Below are 25,076 nucleotides of genomic sequence, written 5' to 3' on the forward strand. Positions count from 1 at the left end.
GGGTCATACCGATATTCCCTCGGCATGGCGGCGCTGGCCGGGAATAGGCTGAGCCCTGACGCGGTTGTCGAAGTGTCGGAGTTCCGGCCCGGCCCGTGGCGGCGGGCCGTCGCTCTGCCATGGCCGCCCGTGCCACCACCTTTCTTTACCCCTCCCGCACGTCGGCGGCCTCCGCCGGGGTGCGCTGACCGTGCAGGAGTCGCATGACTACGACCGACACCGCCACCGCGCCGCCCTCCCAGCCCCAGATCAACCCGCAGGGAATGCGGGTCATCTGGCTGCTGCTGGTCGCGGCGTTCGTCGCCATCCTCAACGAGACCACGATGGGTATCGCGATCCCGCACCTCAATGCGGATCTCGGCCTGCCGCCCGAGTTGGGTCAATGGCTGACCAGCTCCTTCATGCTCACCATGGCCGTGGTCATCCCGACCACCGGCTTCATCCTGCAGCGGTTCACCACGCGCCAGGTGTTCCTGGCCGCGATCACCACGTTCGCCGTGGGCACCCTGGTGTGCATGGTCGCCAGCGGCTTCCCGATGCTGCTGGCCGGCCGCATCATCCAGGCCGGAGGCACCGGCGTGATGATGCCGCTGCTGATGACCACGATCATGGACGTCGTGCCCCCGTCCTCGCGGGGCCGCATGATGGGCCGGGTCGGCATGGTCATCTCGCTCGCACCGGCGATCGGCCCCACGATGTCCGGCATCGTCCTGGACACCCTGGGCTGGCGCTGGCTGTTCGGCATCGTGCTGCCCATCGCCATCGTCGCGCTGCTGCTCGGCGCTCGCTGGATGACGAACCTCGGTGAGTCCACCCGCGCCCCGATCGACATCTTCTCGATCGTCCTGTCGGCCCTGTCCTTCGGCACCATCGTCTACGGGCTCAGTCTGTTCGGCTCCGCCGAAGGCGCGGAGATCTCCGCCGCCACGATTCCCGGCACGTCCGCCATCGGCACCGGCGTCATCCTGCTCGTGTTCGGAGCGGTGGTCCTGGCCGGGTTCGCCTGGCGTCAGATCGTCCTGCAGCGTTCCGGCGCCGCGCTGCTGGACCTGCGCGTGTTCCGTTCGCGCAACTTCACCCTCGCTGTCGTCATCATGGGCATCGTGGCGCTGGCGATGTTCGGCACGCTGAACCTGCTGCCGCTGTACCTGCAGGACGTGGTCGGTCTGAACGCCGTGACCTCCGGCCTGATCCTCATGCCCGGCTCCATCCTGATGGGCCTGCTGGGCCCGGTGATGGGTCGCGTCTACGACGCCCGCGGCCCTCGGACCCTGCTGGTGCCGGGCACGCTGCTGATCGCCGGGGCGCTGCTGTTCTACTCGATGACCGCGCACGGCACCCCGGTGGTGGTGCTGATGATCGTCCAGGCCGGTATGTCGGTGGGCCTTGCGATGTCCTTCACGCCGCTGTTCTCGGCGTCGCTGGGCTCGCTGGTCCCGAAGCTGTACTCGCACGGTTCGGCCGCGCTGAACACGCTGCAGCAGGTCGGCGGGGCCGTCGGTGTGGCCATGCTGATCGGGCTGTACTCCAGCGTCCTGCACGCGGGTCAGGCCGAGGGCCTGGAGACGGCGGCGGCCGGTGCCCCGGGCGCCCGCACTGCGTTCCTGCTGGCGGCGATGATCGTGCTGGTGCCGGTCGTGCTCGCCTGGTTCGTCCGCAAGCCGGAGGAGTTCGACGAGATCCCGGAGCCCGCGGGCCACTGAGCCGTTCGCGGCCCGGGAGCCTGCGGCTCGGGATCCCCGCGGTCCCGGGCGGCGCTCACCCGGGGCGCCGGATCGCCTCGGCGTACTCATCGAGGATGTCCAGGATCCCCGAGTGCTGCCAAACGCGGTTCCGCGAGGCGCCTGTCCGCTCGGTGAGGATCTCAGCGTCGGCGAGCTGCGAGATGGCCCGCTGCGCGGTGGTGTCGGACGTGCCGAGCGCAGAGCGCACATAGGCGGCGTTGAGCACCGGCTGTCCCACCAGCAGCGGCAGCAGCCTCCACCCCGCCGCCTGGGGGCGCAGACCCCCCAGGCGGCGGCGGTCACCATCCAGCTGCGCCGACAACGAGCCGATGAGCTGCCGGCCGGTCGCGGCGGCGTATCGGGCCGCCTGCGCGAAGCGCTCGACCACCGGCCGTGCATCCCCGGCGCGGAACGCCGTGAGCGAGTCGGTGTATCCCTCCAGCTCCCGCAGCAGGCCGGCGGAGATCGGCGGCGCGAGGGTCGAGAGCAGTCCCTTCCCGTGCAGCATGGCGTGCACCAGCGCGCGACCGGTACGACCGTTGCCGTCGGTGAAGGGATGGATCGTCTCGAACTGTGCGTGCGCCAGCGCCGCATGCAGCAGCACAGGCAGGTCCTCACGGCCGACGAACGCCATCAGGTCCTCCATCGCCGCGGGGACGTCCGCGGGCTCCGGGGCGACGAACACGGCGCCGACGGGTGAATGGCCGTTGCGGCCGATCCATACGAGCTGCTCGCGCAGCCCGGCGGCACTCTGTCCGTGCACCGCGTCCTCGCCGAGAAGGGCGTGCTGCATCGTCAGCACCGCGCCGACATCCAGCCGGCGCGACAGGGCGATCGCCGACTCCATGGCACGCACGTTCGCGACCACCACCCGGGCATTGGCGCTGGCCGACTCCTGCAGCTCGGCGAGGGCCAGCTGGCGGGCGCCCACGGTGAGGTCCTCGATCTGCGAGGACGACGCCGACTCCGTGCGCAGCAGGATCGCGCTCATCGGACCGAGGACCGGTCCCCGTGATGGCGACGCGTCGCCGGTCTGTGGGAGCGAGGTCGCGGCGTCGCGGTCCAGGGCCACCAGAGCGGATTCGGCGTCGGCCACGTCGGCCGCGAGATCGGAGGGGACGCGCCAGTCGCTCTCGGCGAGCCGAGCGGGCACGGCGGCGTGGTACCTGCCGGTGCCCGCGGTCCTCGCCCGCCGTGAGTGCAGTCCGGTATCGGGCACGGTCCAGGTACCCGCCCGCTGACCGATCGGCGGCACGGGGAGGCTCGAAGTCATCGGCGAGGCGGCGTCGGCGTGCGAATGATCTGTCCCCATGGTGGCCCCTTACTGACAGTTCTCGAGAAACTGTAAGTAGCAAGCCTACGCTCTGTACCGTTCCGGTGCCCCGGCCCGGCCGGGGATCAGTCCTCCGCCGCCGCCTCGAGGCGCTCGAGCTCCTGCTCCGCGACCGCCGGGTCGAGCTTGACGAAGATCGGGGTGGGCTTGACGACCGTCTGCCCGACCGCGACGGGACGGTGTCCCCACGCCGGCACGTCGGTGTAGTCACCCGTGATGATCGGGTACCCGGGGCCGCCGTCGAGATCCTCGACCTCCTCGATCCGGGGCATCGGCGCCATCTGGCGGTCCCCGCCCAGCGCCTTCTCCACGGCGTTGGCGGACTGCGGCAGGAACGGGGCCATCATCGTGTTGAGGTCGGTGACGGCCTGGGCGAGCACGTGCAGCACCGTCAGCAGCCGCGGCCGCTGCTCCTCGCTCTTGAGCTTGAACGGCTCGGTCTCGGAGACGTAGCGATTGGCCTCGCCGACCAGCCGCATGACCTCGGCGATCGCGGCGCGCTGACGGTGGGCCTCGATCAGCGAGCCGACGGTCGTGAAGCCCTCTCGGATCGCCGCCAGGAGACGCTCGTCGATCTCCTCCAGCTCACCGGCCGCCGGGATCTCCCCGACGTTCTTGGCGATCATCGCGGCGGTGCGGTTGATGAGGTTGCCCCAGCCCGCGACCAGCTCGTTGTTGGTGCGGGAGACGAAGTCGACCCACGTGAAGTCGGCGTCCTGGTTCTCCGGACCGGCGGCCGAGATGAAGTAGCGCAGCGCGTCGGGCTGGTACCGCTCCAGCACGTCGCGCACGTAGATCACCACGCCCTTGGAGGAGGAGAACTTCTTGCCCTCCATGGTGAGGAACTCGCTGGAGACGACTTCGGTGGGCAGGTTCAGCTCCCCGAAGGTCCCGGGCTCGCCGCCCTTGTCGCCCGCGCCGTTCTGCGCGATCAGCTCGGCCGGCCAGATCTGGGAGTGGAAGACGATGTTGTCCTTGCCCATGAAGTAGTAGTTCAGGGCGTCCGGATCGTTCCACCAGCGACGCCAGGCCTCCGGGTCACCGGAACGGCGCGCCCATTCGATCGAGGCGGACAGGTAGCCGACCACGGCGTCGAACCAGACGTACAGGCGCTTGTTCGGCTGGTCCTCCCAGCCCGGCACCGGGATGCCCCAGTCGATGTCGCGCGTCATCGCACGAGGCTTGATGTCCTCGAGGATGTGCTGGCTGAATCGGATCACGTTGGGTCGCCACAGACCCGTCCCCTCGCGCTCGTCCAGCCACCGGCCCAGTTCGCCGGCCAGGGCCGGGAGGTCCAGGAACCAGTGGGAGGTCTCCACGAACTGCGGGGTCTCGCCGTTGATGCGGGAGACGGGGTCGATGAGGTCGGTGGGGTCGAGCTGATTGCCGCAGTTGTCGCACTGATCGCCGCGGGCGCCGCCGGCGCCGCAGATGGGACAGGTGCCCTCGATGTAGCGGTCCGGCAGAGTGCGCCCGGTCGAGGGCGAGATGGCACCGGAGGTGGTCTTCTCGATCATGTACCCGTTGTCACGCACGGTGACGAACATGTCCTGGACCACCTGCTGGTGGTTACGGGTGACGGTGCGGGTGAAGAGGTCATAGGACAGTCCCAGGGCGACGAGGTCCTCGACGATGAGGCGGTTGTTGCGGTCGGCGAGCTTCTGGGCGCTGACGCCCTCGGCGTCGGCGGCGACCAGGATCGGCGTGCCGTGCTCATCGGTGCCGGAGACCATGAGCACGTCGTGACCGGCCATGCGCATGTAGCGCGAGAAGACGTCGGAGGGGACGCCGAAACCGGCGACATGGCCGATATGGCGGGGACCGTTGGCATACGGCCAGGCGACCGCGGACAGGACTGTGCTCATAGCGCACCAGTCTACGAACAAGCTCGCCCCCGCGCGGACGACCTGCTCGGCGCGGTGCACAGAAGCGTCTGCGGGGCGGCGCGGACAGCACGGTGTGGACAGCACGGTGCCGGCGCCCGCCCGGATGGCAGAATCGGCGGCCAGCCCGCTGACGGCCGCCGACGACTCCCGAGGAGCACCCATGCCCCGTGTCCACACCTCGCACGTCTATCTGCCCGGCGGCGACCCGGCCTCGGGGCGCCACGAGTACGACGTGGCAGAGCTGCGGCCGTTCTTCCTGGTGGGTGACGAGGACGATGCGGAGTTCGGCTCCGACGGGTTCGTCACCGCGGCCTCGGCCAAGGATGCCGATGTCCTCAGCACCCTCCCCAAGCGTCCCCACGGCCCGACGCTCTCCTACGAGTACTACCCGGGGCGCGGGTTCTCCTTGGCCTGGAGCCGCGTGGAGGCGGACGGCCGCCTGCAGCCGACGGTGATGAGCGTGGGAAACCGGCAGCTGCTGCACGGGTTCCTGGTGAAGCCGAATCAGGCACAGGTGCCGATGGGGACGTTCATCAGCGGTGAGCTGGCCTTCCGGGTGCTCGAGGACTTCGCCGCCGCGCCGGACCGTCTCAGCGGTGCGATCGACTGGGTCGCCGCGAACGATCTGGACTGGCCCGACCCGGAGGAGTGAGCCGGGACGCGGCATCCGCGAGCACGCACCGGATCGCGTCGATCGGATGGTCGGCGTCGGCGATGCTGCGGCGACGGGAGCCCGATACCCTGTGGCCATGAGCACTGAAGGACTCTCTGCAGCGCAGAAGAAGATGGCCGACGACGGAGTCGCGCAGACCGCGATCGACGTCTTCACCCACTACTACGGTCAGCTCGAGGAGGGCGTGACGGGAACGATCCCCGAGGACACGATCGAGCCCTACCTCGATCCGCCCCGCCTCGAGGACGTCACCATCGATCCGGCGCACGCCAAGCAGGTCTTCGATCAGCTCGCCGTCATCAACCTCAACGGCGGCCTCGGCACCTCGATGGGGCTGGACCAGGCGAAGTCCCTGCTGCCTGTGCGTGAGGGCAAGAGCTTCCTGGACATCATCGTCGAGCAGGTCCTGGCGGCGCGGCAGGGGACCGGATCCCGGCTGCCGCTGATCTTCATGAACTCCTTCCGCACCCGCGAGGACACGCTGGCGGTGCTCGAGAAGTATCCCGACCTGCCCGTCGGCGACCTCCCGCTGGACTTCCTGCAGAACAAGGAACCCAAGCTGCGAGCTGACGATCTCACCCCGGTCCAGTGGCCGCAGGACCCGGCGCTGGAATGGTGCCCGCCCGGCCACGGCGACATCTACACCGCGCTGCAGACCTCGGGCGTTCTCCAGCAGCTGCTGGATGCCGGCTTCAAGTACGCCTCCGTCTCGAACTCCGACAACCTCGGCACCGTGCCCAGTCCCGTCCTGGCGGCCTGGTTCGCCTCCACCGGAGCCCCGTACGCCGCCGAGCTGTGCCCCCGCACCCCGGCGGATCGCAAGGGCGGACATCTCGCCGTGCGGAAGTCCGACGGGCGGCTCATCCTGCGTGACACCGCGCAGACGCCGGAGGAGGAGATGGACTACTTCACCGACGAGCACCGTCATCCGTTCTTCCACACCAACAACCTGTGGTTCGACCTCGAGCAGCTGTCCGCCGTGCTCGAGGAGCGACAGGGCGTGATGGGGCTGCCGCTGATCCGCAACGAGAAGACCGTGGATCCCGCCGACAAGACCAGCCCGAAGGTCTACCAGATCGAATCCGCGATGGGCGCGGCGATCGAGGTGTTCGAGGGGGCGACCGCGATCGTCGTCGGCCGCGATCGGTTCCTGCCGGTGAAGTCCACCAGCGACCTGATGCTGGTCCGCTCCGACGCGTACACCCTGGACGGGCGCGCCGCGCTGGTCCAGCAGGTCGACTCCGCCCCGACGATCACGCTCGCCCCGGAGCCCTACAAGCTGATCCAGGACTTCGAGCTGCGCTTCCCCCAGGGCGTGCCCTCGCTGCGGGAGGCGAAGAGTCTCGATGTCCAGGGGGACTGGACCTTCGGGGCAGACGTCTCCGTGATCGGTGACGCCGTGCTCGGTGAAGAGGGCGGCGAGGTGCCCGAGGGCGCCCGCGTCGGCTCCATCAGCAACGCCTGACCGCGGCGCGGGGTCCTGGCCGCTCAGCGTCGGCCAGGACCCCGCGTGCGTGTCTCGTCGTGCCGCGGGTCAGCTCAGGTGCTGCCAGAGCGGACGGGGCATGACCGCGAGGGCGAGGCTGCGGGCGAAGCCGGCCTGGTCCAGGAGGTGCACTCCGGACTCGCTCTCGCGCGAATCGGTCACCAGACCGGTCTCGGGATCGCGGCGGTTCTCCCACAGTCGCTGTGCGTAGGCCTGGGTAATCGCGCGACCCTGGACCTCGCCACCGAGGATCGACTCGGCCATCAGCAGGTTCGAGAGCATGATGGCGGAGAACTGGATGGGCTGTGCATCGAGCTCGCCGCCCTCCTCGAAGGGCTGGAAGTGAGCGATGATCGCCTCCACCAGGCTCAGAGCGTTGTCCAGATGCTCCCGGTCGCCGGTGATCTGGTACGCCAGAGCCTCGGTGCCCAGCGGCACGCCCTGGTTGTACGCCCAGAAGGTGCGGTCGATCTCCCCGTCGGGCTTGATGTTGTCCCAGTACAGACCTTCGGGAGCCAGAAGGGTCGAGCGTCCCCAGTCCATCCAGCGCAGAGCGTCCTCGAGGGCCTGCTGTTCACCGGTGATCTGGTGGAGGCGCAGGGCGACCTTGGCGGAGGGGAAGGTGGAGACCGTGTTGCGATCCTGGTTCCAGTCACCCTGGGTCCATTCGATGCCACCGGGGGAGGCCAGGCTCGGGTCGGTGGACTCCCCGGAGCGGAACAGGTCCAGCAGCTGGCGGGCACGGTCGAGGTCGCCCTTCTCGCCGCCGCTGAGCAGATGCTGCTCGATCTCGATCAGCGCGATCCAGTCGTTGTCGTCGTAGAAGAAGTCGCCGTGGGCGCCCTGCTCCGAGTCCGTGGCCGCGGTGTACCCGGGCAGCCCGGTGGTCCCGCCCTGCGGGTACCAGTAGTGCTCCTGGGCGCGGATGAGGGAGGCGTCGGCCGCGTCGAGGTCCAGGTCGCCGGTATCGACCTTGGGGCCGCCCTTGGCGAACGCGGCGATCAGCTCGGTCACGGCGGCGCGGGCCTGGGACAGTGGCCAGACATAGCTGAACTCCGGATCGCCCTCCTGGCGCGGGTACTGCTCCAGGAGCATGTCCGGATCGTTCTCGGCGGCGAAGTATGTCAGCAGGGCGTCGGTCGCCGCGACCGCCCGAGCGGCCGCCTCCTTCGGCGGCACCGGCCGGCCGTCCGGGGCCGGCTGCTCGGCCGGCACGGTCACTGCGGGCGGCGTCGGCGCCGCGAGGGCCGACGGGGCCGCGGCGAGGGCGGCGGTGCCCGTGACCGCGCCGGCGGCGAGCATGCCGCGTCGCGAGGGGCCGGAGCTGCCGGGAGCATCTCGGGCCGAGCGACGGTGTGCGGCGGGGAAACCCTGGTCAGTCATGGAGAAGCACCTCTGTGTGCGTTCGGGGGAGGGGGCCGATCCACGCTACAGCCTTCTGTGACGCAGCGCACCAGCTTCCCCGGGAACGTTCCTGAACGCCCGAGATGTCCGGTACCGGGTCCTGCGCCCGGCTCCCGCGGCTCAGCCGGTCGGGGCCGGACCGCGCGACCAGCCCGCACCACCGGTGAGGTCCAGCCGGTGGGGCAGTGGGTTGCCGTAGCGATGATCGGTGGCGCTGATGGCCTGTTCGCGCAGGAACGAGAGCAGCTCGACCCGGCCGCTGGCGACGACCGCTCCGGTGAACAGGGCGATCTCGGTGTGTGCGGCCATCGCGGTGCGGAGCGCCTCGTCGGCGTGCCCGATGAGACGGATGCGCGGCTGCGGGACCGCGGGGATCCGCTCCGCGAAGGCGCCGGAGTCCTCGAGCCGAACCCGGGACTCCGCGACGCCGGCCGCCAGGGCCACCTGCACCAGTTCCCGATCCGCGACGGACACCTCGATCTCGGCGCCGACGGTCGCGGCGGCGTGCAGCACCCGCTGCAGGTCGACGGGACGGGTGCCCGCGGCGGCCCGCACCAGTGTGGGGATCGGCAGGTGGCGCAGCACATTGATCTCGCCGTGCAGATCCTGCACGTCGCGCGGGGCGAACGTGCCGGCCCAGTACTGGCGATCCGAGTGGCGTGCATCCTCCAGCCATGCCGCCTCGTCGCGGGCCGCGACGTCCTCGGGATCGGAGGCGTCCATGAGATGGACGAGGTAGTTGGGGCCGCCGGCCTTCGCGGTCTGCCCGATCGAGGAGCGCTTCCAGCCGCCGAACGGCTGACGCTGGACCACGGCTCCGGTGATACCCCGGTTCACGTACAGGTTGCCCGCCTCGACATGCTGGCTCCACCAGGCGATCTCGTCGGGGTCCAGCGACTGGAGCCCCGCGGTGAGGCCGAAGTCGGTGCCGTTCTGGAGGCGCACCGCGTCCTCGAGGGTGTCGGCATGCATGACACCGAGGATCGGTCCGAAGTACTCGGTGAGATGGAAGGCGGAGCCCTCCTCGACGCCGGTGCGGACACCCGGGGTGAACAGGCGCCCCTCGTCGTCGAGCTGACGTGGCCTGGCGAGCCAGGTCTCCCCGTCCCCGAGCTCGGTCAGCCCGGAGGCGAGCTTCTCGCCGGGCTGCTCGATGACGGGCCCCATCTGCACGGTGCCGTCGTTCGGCTCGCCGACGTGCAGGCTCAGCACCGCGTCGGCGAGCTGGGCGGAGAACCTGCGCGAGTGGGAGACGGAGCCGACGGCGATCACCAGTGAGGCGGCCGAGCACTTCTGCCCGGCGTGACCGAAGGCGCTGGCGGCGACGTCGCTGGCCGCGAGGTCGAGGTCGGCATGCGGGGTCACCACGATTGCGTTCTTGCCGCTGGTCTCGGCGAGGATCCGCAGCCCGGGCCGCCACGAGGCGAACATCGCGGCCGTGTCGGCGGCGCCGGTCAGGATGAGCTGGGAGATCCGGGGATCGGTGACCAGCGCCCGGCCCACCTCGTTCTCGGGCACGTCGACGAGGGTGAACACGCCCTCGGGGACACCGGCCTCGAGCAGGAGCCGGCCGATGAGTGCTCCGCAGCGGCGTGCCTGCGGAGCGGGCTTCATGATCACGGCGCTGCCGGTGACCAGCGCCGCCAGTGTGCCGCCGGTGGGGATCGCGACCGGGAAGTTCCAGGGCGGCGTGACCAGAGTCAGTGCACGCGGTGAGAAGCGCACGTCACTCAGGGCGTCCAGTCGCTCGGCCTGCTCCGCGTAGTACAGGGCGAAGTCGATGGCCTCGCTGACCTCGGGGTCACCCTGGTCGAGCGTCTTGCCGGTCTCCGAGGCCATCACCTCGAGCAGCTCCGCGCGGTGAGCGGCAAGGGTGCCCGCGACGCGACGGAGCACCATCGCACGCTTCTCGACACCGAGTGCCGCCCACCCGTGCTGGGCGTCCAGGGCGCGGCCGATGACCTCGCCGACTCCCTCGACGCTCTCCACGCGCGCCGCGCGCACCTCGTCCTCACCGAGCGTGGAGGCGCGTACGCGATGAGTGATCCGCTCGGCCCACGCCTGATTGGGCGCGGTGGACATGTCGGTGTCCGGAGTGTTGCGGAAAGCCCCGGGGACCGCGGGCAGTGCCGGGGACCCGAGCTGGGCCGGACCGGCGTCGCTCTCGGCGCCCCGGTCCTGGTCGCGATGAGTGGGCACGGACGTCGTCCGCAGAGCCCGGTCCAGGGCGCGCGCGAAGCGAAGCTCCTCGCGGTCGAACAGCTCTGGTGAGGTGTCGAGCTCGAAGGCGGCCGAGAGGAAGTTCTCCGAGGAGGCGTTCTCCTCGAGCCGACGCACCAGGTAGGAGACGGCCACATCGAAGTGACGGGGGTGGACCACGGGCACGTACAGCCGCATGGTGCCGGTCGCCTCACGCACGACGGCCTGCTGGCCGGGTGCCATGCCGGCGAGCATCTCGAACTCGACGCCGCTGCCGGGACCGGCCGGGATGCCCCGTTCGCGCATCAGCAGGTGCGCGAAGGCCACATCGAAGAGGTTGTGGCCGGCCACGCCCAGGTTCACGGCCTCCAGCCGCTGCGGGTCCAGCGCCTCCATCAGCATCCGCTTGTACTGGGCGTCGGTCTGCTCCTTGGTCAGCAGCGGAGCCTGCGTCCACCCGTGGATCGAGGCGTCCACCTTCTCCAGCGCCAGGTTCGCACCCTTGACCAGCCGCACCTTGACGGGCGCGCCGCCGGCCGCGACGCGGCGCTCGGCGAAGGCGCGCACACGGGCCATCGCGCTGGGAGCATCGGGCAGGTACGCCTGCAGCACGATGCCGGCGCGCAGATGCGCCAGCTCGGGACGGTCCAGGAGCTTCTCGAAGACCTGAAGCGTCAGCTCCAGGTCGTGGTACTCCTCCATGTCCATGTTGATGAAGGTCGGCTCGTCCTCGTGGGCGGCGTCCAGGTACAGCGGCAGCAGCGTCTCCACGATGTGGTCGACGGTCTGGGAGGCGGCCCACAGGGGCAGGTGGTCCACGATCGAGGAGACCTTGATGGACACGTAGCCGACGTCGTCTCGAGCGACGAGCTCGCGCACACCCTCGAGCCGGCGCGCCGCTTCCTGCGCCCCGAGCACGGCCTCGCCGAGCAGGTTGATGTTCAGCTTCGTCCCGTCGGCCGTGAGACGGGCGATCGAGCGGGACAGCGGGCCGCTGCGGGCGTCGAGGATCAGGTGGGAGACCATCGCGCGCATCGCGGCCCGCGCGGTCGGCACCACGACCGACGGTGCCACCCGCGAGCCGGTACCTCCCAGGGCCACGACGCGACGCAATGCCGGCGGCAGGAACGCCGGTGGATCCTGGGCCAGACGGCGCAGCTCGACCGCGGCGGCGCGAGGGTCCTCGGTGCGGATCACGCGATCCACGAACGACAGCGTGAAGTCCAGGCCCTGCGGGTCGCGCAGCAGGTCGGACAGCAGCCTGGCGGGGCCCGGGACGGGGCGCTCGCGAGCCGCCTCGAGCCAGGTGCGGACCTGAGCGGCGACGTCCTCGATGGTCAGCGTGGTGGAGCGGCGCTCGGAGCGCGGGGCGTGCGGCGGGGATGACGGGGACAACGTGGTCCTCTCCTCTGTCACCGTGCCAGGAACGGTGGACGTGGGGACGGTGAGATCTCGGCAGAGGGCGCCATCGCCCTCGGACACGATCGTAGGGCTTCCATGTGGGGCGTGCGCACGCGCAGGGGACCGGCGCGGTGGAGGTCCTGTGACCAGGATGGGACGGATCGGGGACGGGGCAGCGCGCGCTGAACCGCTCGGTCAAGGCATGGCGAGCCCCTGGGTGGCCTGTGACACCATGCGGAGCACAACCCCGAGGATCCCTGGAGGCAGTGATGAAGAAGTTCATTTTCCTGGCCGGACTCGCGATCGGGTTCGTGGTGGGCTCCCGCGCGGGGCGCGGCCCCTATGAGTCCCTCGAGCGCACCGCGCGGCAGGTCGCGGAGGATCCGGAAGTCCAGCGCCGGACCGCGCAGGCCAAGGAGACCGCGGAGCGGGTCGCCCATGACACCGCCGAGACGGTCAAGAGCAAGGCCCCCGAGGTCGCCGAGAACGTCAAGGGCAAGGCCCAGGAGACGGCGTCGGCGACGAAGGAGAAGGCGGAGGGGACCGCCACCTCGGCGAAACAGCGCCTGGGCAAGGACTCCGGCTCCCACGCCGCGGACGCCACGGACGCCTCCTCGACGGGCTCGGCGTCCGGTGAGGAGCCCGCGGACGTCGGCGGAGACGGCGAGGTCGGCGAAGGCCGCCCGCTCAGCTCCTGAGTCCGTTCTGGGCGACTCGGTCCGCTGCCCGGCACGCCCGGGCGGCGGACCGATCTCCGGTGCGCCGCGGTCAGTGCGGCCCCGGCGTCAGCCGCCGAGCACGGAGACGCCCGCAGTCTGCTGCTCCTGCATGAAGCACGGCCCGCACAACGACACATAGGTCACCGAGCCGGTCGCGAGATCATCGATCGCCACCTGGTCACCTTCGAAGACGTGCCGGCCATCGACCACACGGCAGTTGAACTCGGCCTGTGAGCCGCAGCGGCACATGGTCGGCAGCTTCTCGACGTTGTCCGCGAGCTCGAACAGGCGCGCCGCGCCGGGGAACATGTGGGTGCGGAAGTCGGTGCGCAGGCCGTAGCAGATCACCGAGATGCCGTCCTGCTTGGCGATGCGGAACAGGTGATCGATCTGGACCGGATCGAGGAACTGCCCCTCATCGACCAGCACGCAGTGCAGCGGCCGCAGTCCCCGCTGATCGGCCACGGCGTGCACACGCTCGCGCAGATCCTGCCCGGGATGCGCCAGCACGTCCACCCGACGCTGGGCGCCGCCTCGGGCCACCACCCAGTCCTCGCCCTTGGTGTCGAGGACCGGCTTGACGGTGATCGTGGCCAGACCGCGCTCGTCGTAGTTGTAGGCGGTCTTGATGAGAGTGTCGGACTTGCCGGAGTTCATCGCTCCGTACTTGAAGTGCAGCTTGGCCATGCGGGAGAGCTCCGAGGTGAGGGCGGGGACAGTGACCGGCGAGGGGCGGGCCGGCGCGGCGGGCGGAGCCGTCAGAGTACGGGCGCGATGCCCTCTGCCGCGACCGGCGCCGGATCGGGCATCTCTGCTCAGAAGGCGCGGATGACGCTGCTCAGAACGCCTGGATGACGCTGCTCAGAAGGCGTCCATGACGCTCGGGCGCGGCCCGGCCAGGAGAGCGTCGAGGAACCGCTCCGCGGGCGCATCGGCGCTGAGACTCAGTCCCAGCCGCCGGGCGTCGGCCACGGTGCGGCCGCCCACGAGCAGCAGCGAGGCGGCATGGATGTCCAGCCGCACCTCACCCAGCACCTCGGAATCCGAGGGCGCGGCGGTCGATCCCGCAGAGTCGGTCGATCCCGCAGAGACGGCCGTGATGTTCCCGTCGGCCGCCGAGACGATCCAGCTCCCCGCAGACCGGCAGGTCCCCGCCGGGACCGTGTCGTCCTCGACCGTGAGGCGCACCGCGCCGCCCAGACCCGCCGGGGCGCGTCGGGACTCGAGAGTCGCTGCGGTGTCGATCACCCGCATCATCACCAGCGGCAGCACTCCGGGATCGGGGCGCAGGCGTCCGCCCGGCAGGGCATCGAGCACCGGGTCCTCGGTGCGCACCCGCAGCCGCGCCAGCTCGGTCACCGTCGACCACGAACCCAGGGAGCGCAGCAGTGCGATGCGGTCCCCCCGAGTACGGCCGAAGATCTCGTGGACGTCGAGACCGACCCCGTCGTGCTCGCCGCCCCTGCGGGTCCAGGAGATGTAGCCGTGGTCGGTGCCCTCGGCGTCCTCGAGCAGCAGCGCGGACCAGCCATCGCCGGGCAGGGTCTCGGGGAACAGCGGCGGCTCCCGCAGCAGCATCGCGTTGTCGCCGGCGCTGAGCTCGCGGTACACGGCGCGCAGACGCGGCATGGTCTCCTCGGTCACGGGCACCAGCCGCCGATCGGGGACGGCAGGCAGCCTCTGGAGGTCCACCAGCGGCACGATCAGCTTCTGCATGGAGGCGACCACCTGGTAGCCGAGCCGGCGGTAGATCGAGGGGTTCGAGGGGTACAGCATCGACAGCGCCATCCCCTCCCCGGCGCATCGGGCGATGACCCCGGTCAACAGCTCCCGGAAGACACCGCCGCCGCGGTGGGCCGGATGGACCGCGAGGCCGCCGATCCCCCCGCAACGGGCGACGCCCCCGCCCAGCGTGATGCGGTCGTGGCGGATGCGGGCGCCGGCGGCCAGCACGCCCTGGACCCCGCCCGGCAGCTCCTCGGAGTCGATGCCGATCGCCGTCTCGCCGGGATCGAACGGCTGCGGTTCGATGTCGGTGAACCGGCCCGAGAAGGCTCCGGCGGTCATGGTCCGATAGGCGACGTAGTCGTCGGCCGTGAGATCTCGAAGGCGCATGGCGACGAGTCTAGGCGGGGCCTGTTGCATACTGTCTGCGGCCGCCGGCCGCCGACCGTTGAGGAGCAACCGTGAGCCCACGCCGTGATCGCCGCGCGAGGAGCGCGCCGCGCAATGGCGCACGCAAACCGTATACGCGGCCCAATCGCGCCGGGCAGGCGAGTCGGGACGCTCTGTACAAGCGGCTGTCCGCCGGCGACCCTCGCAGCGAGCAGGACCCCCAGCGCCGGATCCCGGTGGGGCTGTCGACCTCGTCCGTGTTCCCGGCCGGGGTCGAGGAGTGCTTCCGGCTGGCCGCCGAGATCGGGTACGACGGCATCGAGGTGATGGTCTCCTACCCCAAGGACAGTCAGGATCCCGAGCTCCTGCGGGAGTACTCCGAGCGCTACGGCCTGCCGATCCTGTCCCTGCACGCGCCCACCCTGTTCTTCCTGCAGGGCCTGTGGGGCCGCGACGCCTGGGTCAAGGTCGAGCGCACCGTCCAGATCGCGCAGGAGCTGGGGGTCGACACGGTCGTCGCGCACCCGCCGTTCCGGTGGCAGCGCCGCTACGCCCGCGAGTTCGTCGAGGGTGTCGCCGAGCTGGAGGCGACGTACGGCGTGGACATCGCGGTGGAGAACATGTACCCGTGGCGCCTCGGCGTGCGTGAACTGATGACCTACCTTCCTGACCACGACCCCACCGACGAGGACTACGCCCACGTCACCGTCGACCTCTCCCACGCCGCCACCGCGGGCGACGATGCGCTGGAGATGATCGACCGCCTCGGCGACCGGCTGAGCCATCTGCACCTCGCCGACGGGTCCGGCCGCACCACCAAGGATGAGCACCTGCCGCCGGGGGAGGGGAACCAGCCCTGCGCCGAGGTGCTGCGGCGCCTGGCCAACCGCGGCTGGCACGGCTCCGTGCTGCTCGAGGTCAGCACCAGCGGCAACGCCGACGGCCGCGAGCAGATCCTCCGCCAGTGCCTGGCCTTCGCCCGCCACCACCTGGGCCACCATCTGGACGAGGGGACCAAGGGGGCCGACGGGAGCAACGGGGCCGACGTCGAATCCGACACCCCCTGAGGCAGCCCTCAGCTCCCGGTGGGAGAATGTGCGGTGCATGAGCCCGACCCTGTCGCGGCCGAGCGCCCCGGCGCCGGCCCGTCGGTGCCGGCGTCCGTCCCGCGGCCATGCCACATGATTTGCACGAGACGAACGAGGTAGCGCACGCAGATGGGGAACGGCAACACAGGCTTCGTCCACAGGAACGCGACCCTGCTCTCGGTCGAGATGTCCCTTCCGCAGGTCACCGTCACCTCGGATGAGATCGACGAGATGCTGGCCCCGGCCCGCAAACGACTGCGGCTGCCCAAGGGGGTCCTCCAGCGCGTGGCCGGCGTCTACGAGCGCCGGTGGTGGCGCGATCCCCGCGACGGCTGGAAGCAGGGCGTGGTGCTCGCCGCCGAGCGTGCCATGGCCAAGGCCGGCATCATGCGCGACCAGGTCGGGCTGATGATCAACGCCTCCGTGTCCCGCCAGCACCTGGAACCGGCGGTCTCCACCGGCATCCACCACTCGCTCGGGATGCCGCCGAGCTGCATGAACTTCGACATCACCAATGCGTGCCTGGGGTTCGTCAATGCCATGTCCATGGCGGCGGGGCTGATCGACGCCGGTCAGATCAAGTACGCCCTCATCGTCGGCGCGGAGGATGTCGAGGAGGTCCAGCGCGGCACCATCGACCGCCTGAACTCCAAGACCTCCACCCGGGAGGACTTCAACAACCAGTTCGCGTCCCTGACCCTGGGCTCCGGAGCTGCCGCCGCCGTGATCGGGCCGGCGGACGAGCATCCCGAGGGCCACCCGCTCAAGCTCACCCAGGCCCGCGCCGGCACGGAGCACCACGAGCTGTGCGTGGCGGACATGCAGGACATGCGCACGGACTCCGCCGGCCTGCTGGAGAACGGGATCAGCCTGATCCTGGACACCTGGAAGGGTGCCAACGAGGCCGGCCTGGACTTCAAGAGCATCGAGCACGTGATCCCCCATCAGGTCTCGATGGTCTACACCCGCAACTTCTCCAAGATCACCGGCGTAGGGATGGAACGAATCCCTGTCAGCTTCCCGGACTGGGGCAATATCGCCGCGGAGGCCGTCCCGATGACCCTGGCCGACCATCAGGACAAGATCTCCCGGGGTGAGCGCGTCCTGCTGATGGGCGTCGGCTCCGGCCTGAACACCGCGATGCTGGAGGTGCAGTGGTGAACGCCGCCGCCACGGGTCGTCGCCGGGCCGCGCTCCCCGAAATCCCGCTCGAGCAGAGCTTGCCGGGTGTCGACCCGCGCATCAGCCGCACCCTGGAGGTGCGGGATCACACGGGCGAGCCGCGCCGCTGGCACCTGCTGGACTCCGGCCCGCTGCTGGCCGAGCGCGGCATCGCCCCGCAGGGCACGATCCTCGCCGTCCACGGCAACCCGACCTACTCCTTCCTCTTCCGCTCCCTGGTGCGCGAGGACATCCCGTGGCGCGTCATCGCGGTCGACCAGCTCGAGATGGGCTGGTCCGAGCGCACGGGCATCACCCGCCGCCTGCAGGACCGCATCACCGACCTCTCGCTGCTGACCGACGCGCTCTCGGTCCGCGGGCCGGTGGTCACCGTCGGGCATGACTGGGGCGGCATCGTCTCGGTCGGCTGGGCCCTGGACAACCGCCACGACCTCGCCGGGATGGTGCTGACCAACACCGGGATCCACCAGGAGCTGGGGGAGTCGCTGCCCAAGGCGCTCCAACTGGCGACCGCGCCGGCGTTCCTGCCCGCGTCCACCTCACTGACCGATGCCTTCCTGCGCACCACGCTGTCGCTGTCCAAGCCGCCGCTGCCGCAGGACGTCCAGGACGCCTACCTCGCGCCGTACCGCTCCCGCGCCCGCCGCAAGGGCATCGAGGACTTCGTCGCCGACATCCCGGCCGACGCGCACCACCCGTCCCGGCCGGCCCTCGAGCGGCTCGCCGAGGGGATCCGTCACCTGGAGGTGCCGACCCTGTTCGCCTGGGGCGTCCGGGACATCACCTTCTCCGACCGCTACCTGCGCGACCTCCTCGAGCGGGTTCCTCACGCCGACGTGCACCGCTTCGAGAACGCCTCCCACCTGGTGTGGGAGGACGCCGACGTCGCCGGGACCGTCGCCGACTGGCTCCGCGACCGGGTCGGATCGGGGGCCGGGATCGGGGCCGACGCCCACCCGGTCACGTGGCGGCCCGTCTCCTCCTTCGCGGAGCCCGCGCCGCAGCGGCACATCGGCGAGCCGATCGCCCGCCTGGCCGCCGACCGCACCCACGCCCACCTGCCCGCAGTCGTCGAGATGCCCGGCAAGGGCAGCCCCGGCCGCGAGATCTCCTGGTCGCTGCTGAATCGGCGCATCGACGACATCGCCGCCGGCATGCTGGGCCATGGGATCCGCCCCGGGGACCGCGTCAGCATCCTGATCACCCCGGGCGCCGATCTCACCGCCGTGCTCTACGCCTGCCTGCGCATCGGGGCCGTCGCGGTGATCGCCGACGCCGGGCTCGGCACGGCGGGCCTGACCCGCGCGGTCATCGGCTCCCACCCGGACTGGCTGATCGGCATCAACAAGGCGCTCGTCGGCGCCCGTGCGATGGGCTGGCCGGGCCGGCGCATCAGCGTCGACCAGCTGCCCACGCTGGATCGGGCGGCGCTCGGCGTGGAGACCTCCATCGCCCAGCTGGCCACCTCCGGCTCCATGATGCGCGAGCTCGGAGCTCCCCTGGATGCCGCCTGGCCCGACCAGGACGCCGACGCCGCGATCCTGTTCACCTCCGGCTCGACCGGGCCGGCCAAGGGCGCCGTCTACACCCACCGCCAGCTCAGTGCGATGTTCACGGCGGTCGGCGACACCCTCCAGCTCGACCCCGAGCGGGGCCTGGTCGCCGGCTTCGCCCCCTTCGCGCTGCTGGGACCGGCCCTCGGCGCACCCTCGGTGGTGCCCGACATGGACATCACCCGCCCCGGCGAGCTGACCGCACCCGCCCTCGCCGACGCGATCGCCGCCCTCGGCCGGCCCGCCGTGTTCACAGCACCAGCGGCACTGCGCAACATCCTGGAGACCGCTTCCAACCTCGACGAGCGCGGGCGGGCGGCCTTCGCCGGTGCGGCGAGCTTCTTCTCCGCCGGCGCCCCGATCCCGGCCCACCTGCTGCGCGAGCTGCGCGCACTGATGCCGCGGGCGAAGGCCCTGACCCCGTACGGCATGACGGAATGCCTGGCGGTGGCCGCCATCGACCTCGAGGGCATCGACCGGGCCGGCGAAGGATCCGGCGTCTGCGTCGGCACCCCGGTCCCGCGGGCCGAGATCGCCATCGCCGTCATGGACGCCGAAGGCCGCACCTCCGGCGAGATCACGCAGGAGCCCGGCGCGACCGGTGAGATCCTCGTGCGCGCCCCGCACGTGCGCGACCGGTACCTCATGCTCTGGCGCACCACCCGCACCTCGATGCGCTTCGAGGGGTGGCACGCCACGGGCGACGTCGGCCACCTCGACGAGGCCGGTCGCCTCTGGGTCGAAGGTCGTGCCGACCACGTCCTCGCCACGGCCGAGGGACTGTTCACGCCGGTCCAGGTCGAGGAGGCCGCCGAGAGCGTGCCGACGGTGCGCCGCGCGGGCGCCGCCGCCATCGGACCCCGCGGGACCCAGCAGATCGTCGTCGTCCTCGAGACCGAGCAGGGCTACCGCCCCGGGAAGCCTGCCCGGCCGCGTCCCGCGGAGACCTCCCTCCAGGAAGCCGTGCGCCGCGCCGTCCGCGAGCGCACCGGAGCGGACGTCACGGCGGTGTTCACCACACGCACTCTGCCCACCGACATCCGCCACAACTCCAAGATCGACCGGGCGGCCCTGGCGCGATGGTCCGGTCAGACCCTCCGGGGAGAGAGGCCCGACCCGCTGTGAGCACCTCGACGATCCTGGTCACCGGCGCCTCCGGCATGCTCGGCGGAGCCGTGGCCGCCACGCTGCGCGACCGGGGCGCACGGGTCCGCGCCTTCCAGCGACGGCCCGCCGGCATCCCGGGGGTCGAGGACGTCACCGGCTCACTGACCGACGCCGAGGACGTGCGCCGCGCGGTGGATGGCGCCGACGCGGTCATCCATCTCGCCGCGAAGGTCTCGATCTCCGGTCCCGAGCACGAGTACCGTGCCATCAACATCGGCGGCACCGAGAACATCCTCGCCGCGATGCGGTCCGGCGGCGGCGGAAAGCTTGTGAACGTCTCCTCCCCGTCGGTCGCCCATCTGGGCCGCGCCATCGAGGGCCTGGACGCCACCCCCGCCGACCCCGGCCGCGCGCGCGGTCCCTACTCCCGCACCAAGGCCGCCGCCGAACTGCTGGCGATGGACGCCGACGGCCGCGACGGCATGCTCGTGACCTCCGTGCGCCCCCACATCGTGTGGGGACCCGGGGACACGCAGCTGGTGGGGCGCATCGTCGACCGCGCCCGGCGGGGACGGCTGCCGCTGCTGGACCAGGGAATGGCGCTCATCGACACCACGTACGTCACCAATGCGGCCGACGCGATCGTCGCCGCCCACGACCGCATCGAGGACGTCCATGGTGAGAGCTTCGTGATCACCAACGGTGAACCCCGCACGGTGCGCGACGTCTTCGCCGGCTGGTGCGATGCGGCCGGCGTCCCCCGCCCCAGGATCACGATTCCCGGCAGCGTGGGCCGCCTCGCCGGCCGAGTCGTCGAGCGGGTCTGGGAGATCCGTCCCGGCCACGACGAACCGCCGATGACGGAGTTCCTCGCCGAGCAGATGTCGACGGCGCACTGGTTCGACCAGCGCCGCACCCGCACGCGGCTGCAGTGGAGACCACGCGTCAGCATGGACGAGGGCAACGCACACCTCGCCGCCTGGTTCGCCGAGCATCCGGTGACGGCCTGATGCCCGGGACTCGATCGCACGGAGGAAGCGCCGACATGAGTGAGAACGACTCCGCCGCACGGTCTGCAGGCCTCGACCGGACCGCCGGCGCCGAGGCGAGCGATGAGGAGCTGCTGGCCGAGATCGACGCGGAGCTGGCGGCCGAGCGCACCGCCAGGTCCCGCGCGGGTTCCCGGCTGACCGGTGCTGTACTGCTGCTCGGCGGTCTCATCGGCTGGATCGCCGCGCTGATGCTCACCATCGACAAGGAGTACCTGCTCGCGAATCCAGGCGCCTCGTTGGCCTGCGACATCAACCCGTTCATCTCCTGCGGCAATGTGATGATGACCTGGCAGGCCTCAGCACTGGGCATCCCCAACCAGGCGATCGGGCTGGCCGGCTTCGCAATCATGGGCGTTGTCGGATCGCTCATGCTCAGCGGCGGCGCCCTGCCCGCGTGGTTCCGCTGGGCTCGCCTGGGAGGCATGACGTTCGCCTTCGGCTACATCCACTTCCTGGCGATCTCGACGATCTTCGTCATCAAGGCGCTGTGCCCGTGGTGCATGGTCATCTGGACCGTCACCGCGCCCATGTTCTTCTCCACTCTCGCGCACACCGTCGAGAGCGGGCAGCTGCGAGTGCCCGGACCCCTGGCGGGCGTGCTGCGCCGCTGGGTGGTGCTGACCATCGCCTGGTACGTGCTGGTCGTCCTCGTGATCCTGGCAGCGTTCCACCGTCAGTGGCTGATGATGCTCGGCCTGGGCTGAGGTTCCTCCCCAGAGCATCTGCGTCCCCAATTCAGCACCCTGCGCTGACCGGGGCTCTCCCGCCTCCCTAGGGTCGCGGCCATGGGAGCACACGGACGATCCGGGACGACGGGGCGCGGCCGCGCGGGAAGGCACCGGCGCAGCGGTCAGGCGCTCATCGAACGCCGGGATCACCGCGACGCGCGTCCCGAGCGCCGCTTCTCCCTGCCGTCCCCGGCGCCGTCGGCCCTCGTCGGCATCGCCGTGCTGGTCCTGATCGGGATCGGCGTCATCCACCTCTCCAGCGCCGGCTCCGCCGTGCCGCTGGAGGAGGAGAAGCCGGCGGCCGCCGGTGATCCGAGTCCGGGTGGGGAGGGCAACGGACTCGACGGAGGGGATGACGAGCCCGCCTCCGATGCCGACGGCGGGAGTGAGGGGCCGGGAGAGCCCCCGAGCGGTCCGTCGGACTCCTCCGATGCCGGGGACGCCGGGAACGCTGGCGGCTCGGAGACGACAGAACCCGGGGACCGCAGCACCGGGGCTGACGGCGACCGGAGCAGCGAGGGCACCGACCCGTCCGGCGGCCTGGTCGTCCACGTCGCCGGCGCGGTCGAATCTCCCGGTGTGGTGACCCTCCCGGAGGGCTCGCGGGTCGACGATGCACTCCAGGCCGCCGGAGGAGCGACCTCGGAGGCCGACCTCTCCGCCGTGAACCTCGCCCGCCCGGTCGCCGACGGCGAACAGATCCATGTCCCACGGCCTGGAGAAGATCCCCCTTCCGTACCCGCTCCCTCGGCCGCCGGCTCCGGTTCCGCAGACACCGAGGGATCCGGCGGAAGCGGCTCCGGGTCGGGTTCCACCGCGCCCGTGGATCTGAACACGGCCGACGCCGCTGAACTCGAGCAGCTGCCCGGAGTCGGCCCGGCGATCAGTCAGCGGATCATCGAGCACCGCGACAAGAACGGGCCCTTCGAGTCCGTCGACGAGCTGCTCGAGGTCTCCGGGATCGGGCCCGCCACCCTGGAGAAGATCCGTGAGCACGCGAGCGTATGACCACCTCGGCGCCGACCCGACCGGCACCCCGTGAAGCACGCCGACCTGCGACTGATACCCGCCGCCGCCTGCATCTGGATCCTCGCGGTGCTGGGCGTGATGGTCAGTACCGCGGCAGCTGTCGCCGCGTGCGCGGTGATCGTCGCGCTCGCGCTGAGCGCGATCATGCTCGCCGGCGGCTCCCGTGCCGTCCACGTCCTCTTCGCCCACCTCGGCATTCTCGTCCTGGCCGGGGCACTGCTGTTCCCTGCGCTGCAGCGCCATGGGCAGACGGACCACCTGCTGGCGGAGGCCGCAGAGGACGCTCTGGTGGTGGAGCTGAACGTCGTGGCCGGGGCCGATCCCGCCCCACCGGCTTCCGGCCCCGCCTGGTCACGCAGCGGGATACAGGTGATGACCCGCACCGTCCGGAGCCCCGCGACTCTGGGCCGGCACGACGTCCAGCTGCCCGCGTCCCTCCCCGTACTGCTCCGCGCCGCACCCCGCGCCGCAGACGGACTCTCCCAGGCGCGCGACGGCGACACGATCCGGGTCCGCGGTGTGCTGAGCGGCAGCGGGAACCTGACCGTCCTCACCGCGAGCGAAGCCGTTCCGGTGGCCACCGCCGGAGTCTCCGGGGCCATGCAGGCCGCTCGCCAGCAGCTGCGCCACCAGGCCCGAGCGGCCACCTCTCACCTCCCGGCCGACGAGGCCGCGCTGGTGCGCGGCATGACCAGTGGGGACACCACCGGGATGGGGGAGGCGACCGAGGAGACCATGCGGCGGGCCGGGATCTCGCATCTGGTCGCCGTCTCCGGTGCCAACATCGCCCTCGTACTCGCCGCTGTCCTGGGGGTGCTGCTGCTGTGCGGAGTGAGACGCCGACCGCGTCTGCTGGTCGCCGGCGCCGTCCTGGCCGGATACGTCTGGCTGGTGGGCGACGAACCCAGCGTGCAGCGGGCCGCGACCATGGCGACCCCGCTGCTGGTGGCTCGTTTCGCCGGGGTCCGCGCCTCAGCGGTGGCGTCCCTGGCACTGACCGTGGCCCTGTGGTCGGTGCTCGATCCGGTCACCGCCGCGTCCGTGGGGTTCCTGCTCTCGGCGCTGGCCACCGCAGCGATACTGGTGGCCGCCCCGCCGCTGGCCACGGTGATCACCGATGCCAGCGGCGGCCGCCTCGGCCGTCCCCTCACGCTGGTGGTCGCCGTCCCGCTGGTGGCGCAGCTGATCTGCACACCCCTGCTGGTGCTGCTGACCCCGGAGATCTCACTGTGGGCGGTCCCGGTGAACATCCTCGTGGGTCCGCTCGTCGCCCCCACCACCGTGCTCGGACTGATGGCGCTCGTGATCGGCACGATCTGGCCCGCCGCGGCCGTCGCGCTGAACACGGCGGCGGCAGGCGGCGCCCACCTGGTGCTGCTGATCGCCCGGGCAGCCGATTCCCTGCCCGGGTCACGGATCGCCGTGCCCGAGGGAGCGACGGGGGCTGTGCTCGCTCTCGCGGTGGTGGCCGGGGTGGCGGCGGCGATAGCCGCTCGGCGCTCGCCCGCGGTGCGATGGATCTCGGCCGCGCTGCTCGTCGTCGCCCTCGCCCCGAGCATCGGGCGCATCGCGCCGATCGGATCGTCGCCGCCCTGGCTCGTCGCCGTATGCGCCGTCGGCCAGGGGGACGCCGTCCTGCTGCGCTCGCACACGCCGTCCGGGACCGCCACCGTGCTCATCGACACCGGCCCCGAGCCCGCCCCGCTGCGCCGCTGCCTGGACCGGCTGGAGATCACCCGCATCGATCTGCTCGTCCTGACCCACCCCCATGCGGATCACACGGGGGGCCTCGGCGCCCTCACCGGTGCCCGGGCGCCGGCCGGGCAATGGATATGTCCCATCCCGGAGGCGACCGACGACGTGGTTCCCGATGTGCCCACCGGCGTGGCCACCACCGGGGACACGTGGCAGCAGCACGGGCTCGTCCTCGAGGTGCTGTGGCCCGTCTCCGCCGACGGTGCGATCTCCGCCTCCGCCCGCGAGTCCGGGGCGGGCGAGGGAGACAACGCCAACGACTGCTCGATCGCCCTCTCGGCCACCTGGGCCGGCGGCACCCGCCTGGTGTCCCTCGGCGACCTCGAGCCGGCCGCCCAGCAGGAGCTCGCCGGCCTGGACCCGGGCCCGGCGGACATCGTGAAGGTCGCCCACCACGGCTCGCGCCGTCAGTCCCCGCAGCTGTACGAGCATCTCGACGCGGATCTCGCCCTGATCACCGTGGGTGCCGAGAACACCTTCGGCCACCCCACCCCGACCCTGCTGGATCTGCTGGCGGCCTCCGACACCCGCGTGGTCCGCACGGACGAGGACGGCACCGTCATCCTGCCCACCGAGGACCCGGCCGCGCCGCGGTCCGTCGGCCCGGCCCGTTAGGATCGACCAGGTCCCCGAGCAGTGAGG

Annotated in this window: 17 protein-coding genes; 11 read left to right on the forward strand and 6 right to left on the reverse strand. The window is 71.2% G+C overall.

The window, feature by feature from the left end:
• The first annotated feature begins 203 nt into the window (after positions 1-203).
• The gene (locus ACFQRJ_RS02640; RefSeq protein ID WP_377016748.1) at positions 204-1,703 is read left to right on the forward strand and encodes an MDR family MFS transporter; all 1,500 of its coding nucleotides are present in this window, start codon (positions 204-206) and stop codon (positions 1,701-1,703) included.
• Positions 1,704-1,758: 55 nt separating this feature from the next.
• Here the strand turns inward: ACFQRJ_RS02640 and ACFQRJ_RS02645 are convergent, their stop codons facing one another.
• Together ACFQRJ_RS02645 and metG are read right to left on the reverse strand one after the other, a co-directional pair.
• Complete coding sequence (locus ACFQRJ_RS02645; RefSeq protein WP_377016750.1) at positions 1,759-3,036, reverse strand: Fic family protein; 1,278 nt, start codon at positions 3,034-3,036, stop codon at positions 1,759-1,761.
• Positions 3,037-3,122: 86 nt separating this feature from the next.
• On the reverse strand, positions 3,123-4,922 hold the full coding sequence (gene metG, locus ACFQRJ_RS02650; protein WP_377016752.1) for a methionine--tRNA ligase: 1,800 nt from the start codon (positions 4,920-4,922) through the stop codon (positions 3,123-3,125).
• 181 nt (positions 4,923-5,103) lie between these two features.
• Between metG and ACFQRJ_RS02655 the strand changes: the two genes are divergently transcribed.
• Positions 5,104-5,595: a hypothetical protein gene (locus ACFQRJ_RS02655; protein WP_377016754.1), complete on the forward strand. Its 492-nt coding sequence runs from the start codon at positions 5,104-5,106 to the stop codon at positions 5,593-5,595.
• 97 nt (positions 5,596-5,692) lie between these two features.
• Entirely contained in the window at positions 5,693-7,081 is a 1,389-nt protein-coding gene (locus tag ACFQRJ_RS02660) for a UTP--glucose-1-phosphate uridylyltransferase (protein ID WP_377016756.1), read from the forward strand.
• A gap of 69 nt (positions 7,082-7,150) precedes the next feature.
• On the opposite strand, the gene ACFQRJ_RS02665 is transcribed toward ACFQRJ_RS02660, so the two are convergent.
• Both ACFQRJ_RS02665 and ACFQRJ_RS02670 read right to left on the reverse strand, forming a co-directional pair.
• Positions 7,151-8,485 carry a glycoside hydrolase family 76 protein gene (locus ACFQRJ_RS02665; RefSeq protein WP_377016758.1) on the reverse strand — a complete coding sequence of 445 codons (1,335 nt, stop codon included), beginning with the start codon at positions 8,483-8,485 and terminating at the stop codon, positions 7,151-7,153.
• 141 nt (positions 8,486-8,626) lie between these two features.
• Positions 8,627-12,100 (reverse strand): bifunctional proline dehydrogenase/L-glutamate gamma-semialdehyde dehydrogenase, encoded by a 3,474-nt coding sequence (locus tag ACFQRJ_RS02670; RefSeq protein WP_377016761.1) that lies wholly within the window; start codon positions 12,098-12,100, stop codon positions 8,627-8,629.
• Positions 12,101-12,375: 275 nt separating this feature from the next.
• On the opposite strand from ACFQRJ_RS02670, the gene ACFQRJ_RS02675 reads away from it, so the two are divergent.
• Complete coding sequence (locus tag ACFQRJ_RS02675; protein ID WP_377016763.1) at positions 12,376-12,804, forward strand: hypothetical protein; 429 nt, start codon at positions 12,376-12,378, stop codon at positions 12,802-12,804.
• A gap of 87 nt (positions 12,805-12,891) precedes the next feature.
• On the opposite strand, the gene ACFQRJ_RS02680 is transcribed toward ACFQRJ_RS02675, so the two are convergent.
• Both ACFQRJ_RS02680 and eis read right to left on the reverse strand, forming a co-directional pair.
• Positions 12,892-13,512 (reverse strand): thymidine kinase, encoded by a 621-nt coding sequence (locus ACFQRJ_RS02680; RefSeq protein WP_377016765.1) that lies wholly within the window; start codon positions 13,510-13,512, stop codon positions 12,892-12,894.
• Between the two features lie 174 nt (positions 13,513-13,686).
• On the reverse strand, positions 13,687-14,940 hold the full coding sequence (gene eis, locus ACFQRJ_RS02685) for an enhanced intracellular survival protein Eis (protein ID WP_377016767.1): 1,254 nt from the start codon (positions 14,938-14,940) through the stop codon (positions 13,687-13,689).
• Positions 14,941-15,011: 71 nt separating this feature from the next.
• On the opposite strand from eis, the gene ACFQRJ_RS02690 reads away from it, so the two are divergent.
• The 7 genes from ACFQRJ_RS02690 (at position 15,012) to ACFQRJ_RS02720 (ending at position 25,049) form a co-directional block, all read left to right on the forward strand.
• Positions 15,012-16,007: a sugar phosphate isomerase/epimerase family protein gene (locus ACFQRJ_RS02690; RefSeq protein WP_377016769.1), complete on the forward strand. Its 996-nt coding sequence runs from the start codon at positions 15,012-15,014 to the stop codon at positions 16,005-16,007.
• A 150-nt stretch (positions 16,008-16,157) separates the two neighbouring features.
• Positions 16,158-17,189, forward strand: coding sequence for a 3-oxoacyl-ACP synthase III (locus ACFQRJ_RS02695; protein WP_377016771.1), 1,032 nt, complete (start codon positions 16,158-16,160; stop codon positions 17,187-17,189).
• Positions 17,186-19,888 carry an alpha/beta fold hydrolase gene (locus ACFQRJ_RS02700; protein WP_377016773.1) on the forward strand — a complete coding sequence of 901 codons (2,703 nt, stop codon included), beginning with the start codon at positions 17,186-17,188 and terminating at the stop codon, positions 19,886-19,888. The genes ACFQRJ_RS02695 and ACFQRJ_RS02700 overlap by 4 nt, the downstream gene beginning before the upstream one ends.
• Positions 19,885-20,880, forward strand: coding sequence for an NAD-dependent epimerase/dehydratase family protein (locus ACFQRJ_RS02705; protein WP_377016775.1), 996 nt, complete (start codon positions 19,885-19,887; stop codon positions 20,878-20,880). The genes ACFQRJ_RS02700 and ACFQRJ_RS02705 overlap by 4 nt, the downstream gene beginning before the upstream one ends.
• Before the next feature lie 35 nt (positions 20,881-20,915).
• Positions 20,916-21,626, forward strand: coding sequence for a vitamin K epoxide reductase family protein (locus ACFQRJ_RS02710; RefSeq protein ID WP_377016777.1), 711 nt, complete (start codon positions 20,916-20,918; stop codon positions 21,624-21,626).
• 81 nt (positions 21,627-21,707) lie between these two features.
• Complete coding sequence (locus tag ACFQRJ_RS02715) at positions 21,708-22,658, forward strand: helix-hairpin-helix domain-containing protein (protein ID WP_377016779.1); 951 nt, start codon at positions 21,708-21,710, stop codon at positions 22,656-22,658.
• Positions 22,659-22,688: 30 nt separating this feature from the next.
• Positions 22,689-25,049 (forward strand): ComEC/Rec2 family competence protein, encoded by a 2,361-nt coding sequence (locus ACFQRJ_RS02720; protein WP_377016781.1) that lies wholly within the window; start codon positions 22,689-22,691, stop codon positions 25,047-25,049.
• Positions 25,050-25,076: the final 27 nt, after the last annotated feature.

The organism is Brachybacterium sp. GCM10030252 (genome assembly GCF_042666535.1).
In the GTDB taxonomy this organism is placed as follows: domain Bacteria; phylum Actinomycetota; class Actinomycetes; order Actinomycetales; family Dermabacteraceae; genus Brachybacterium.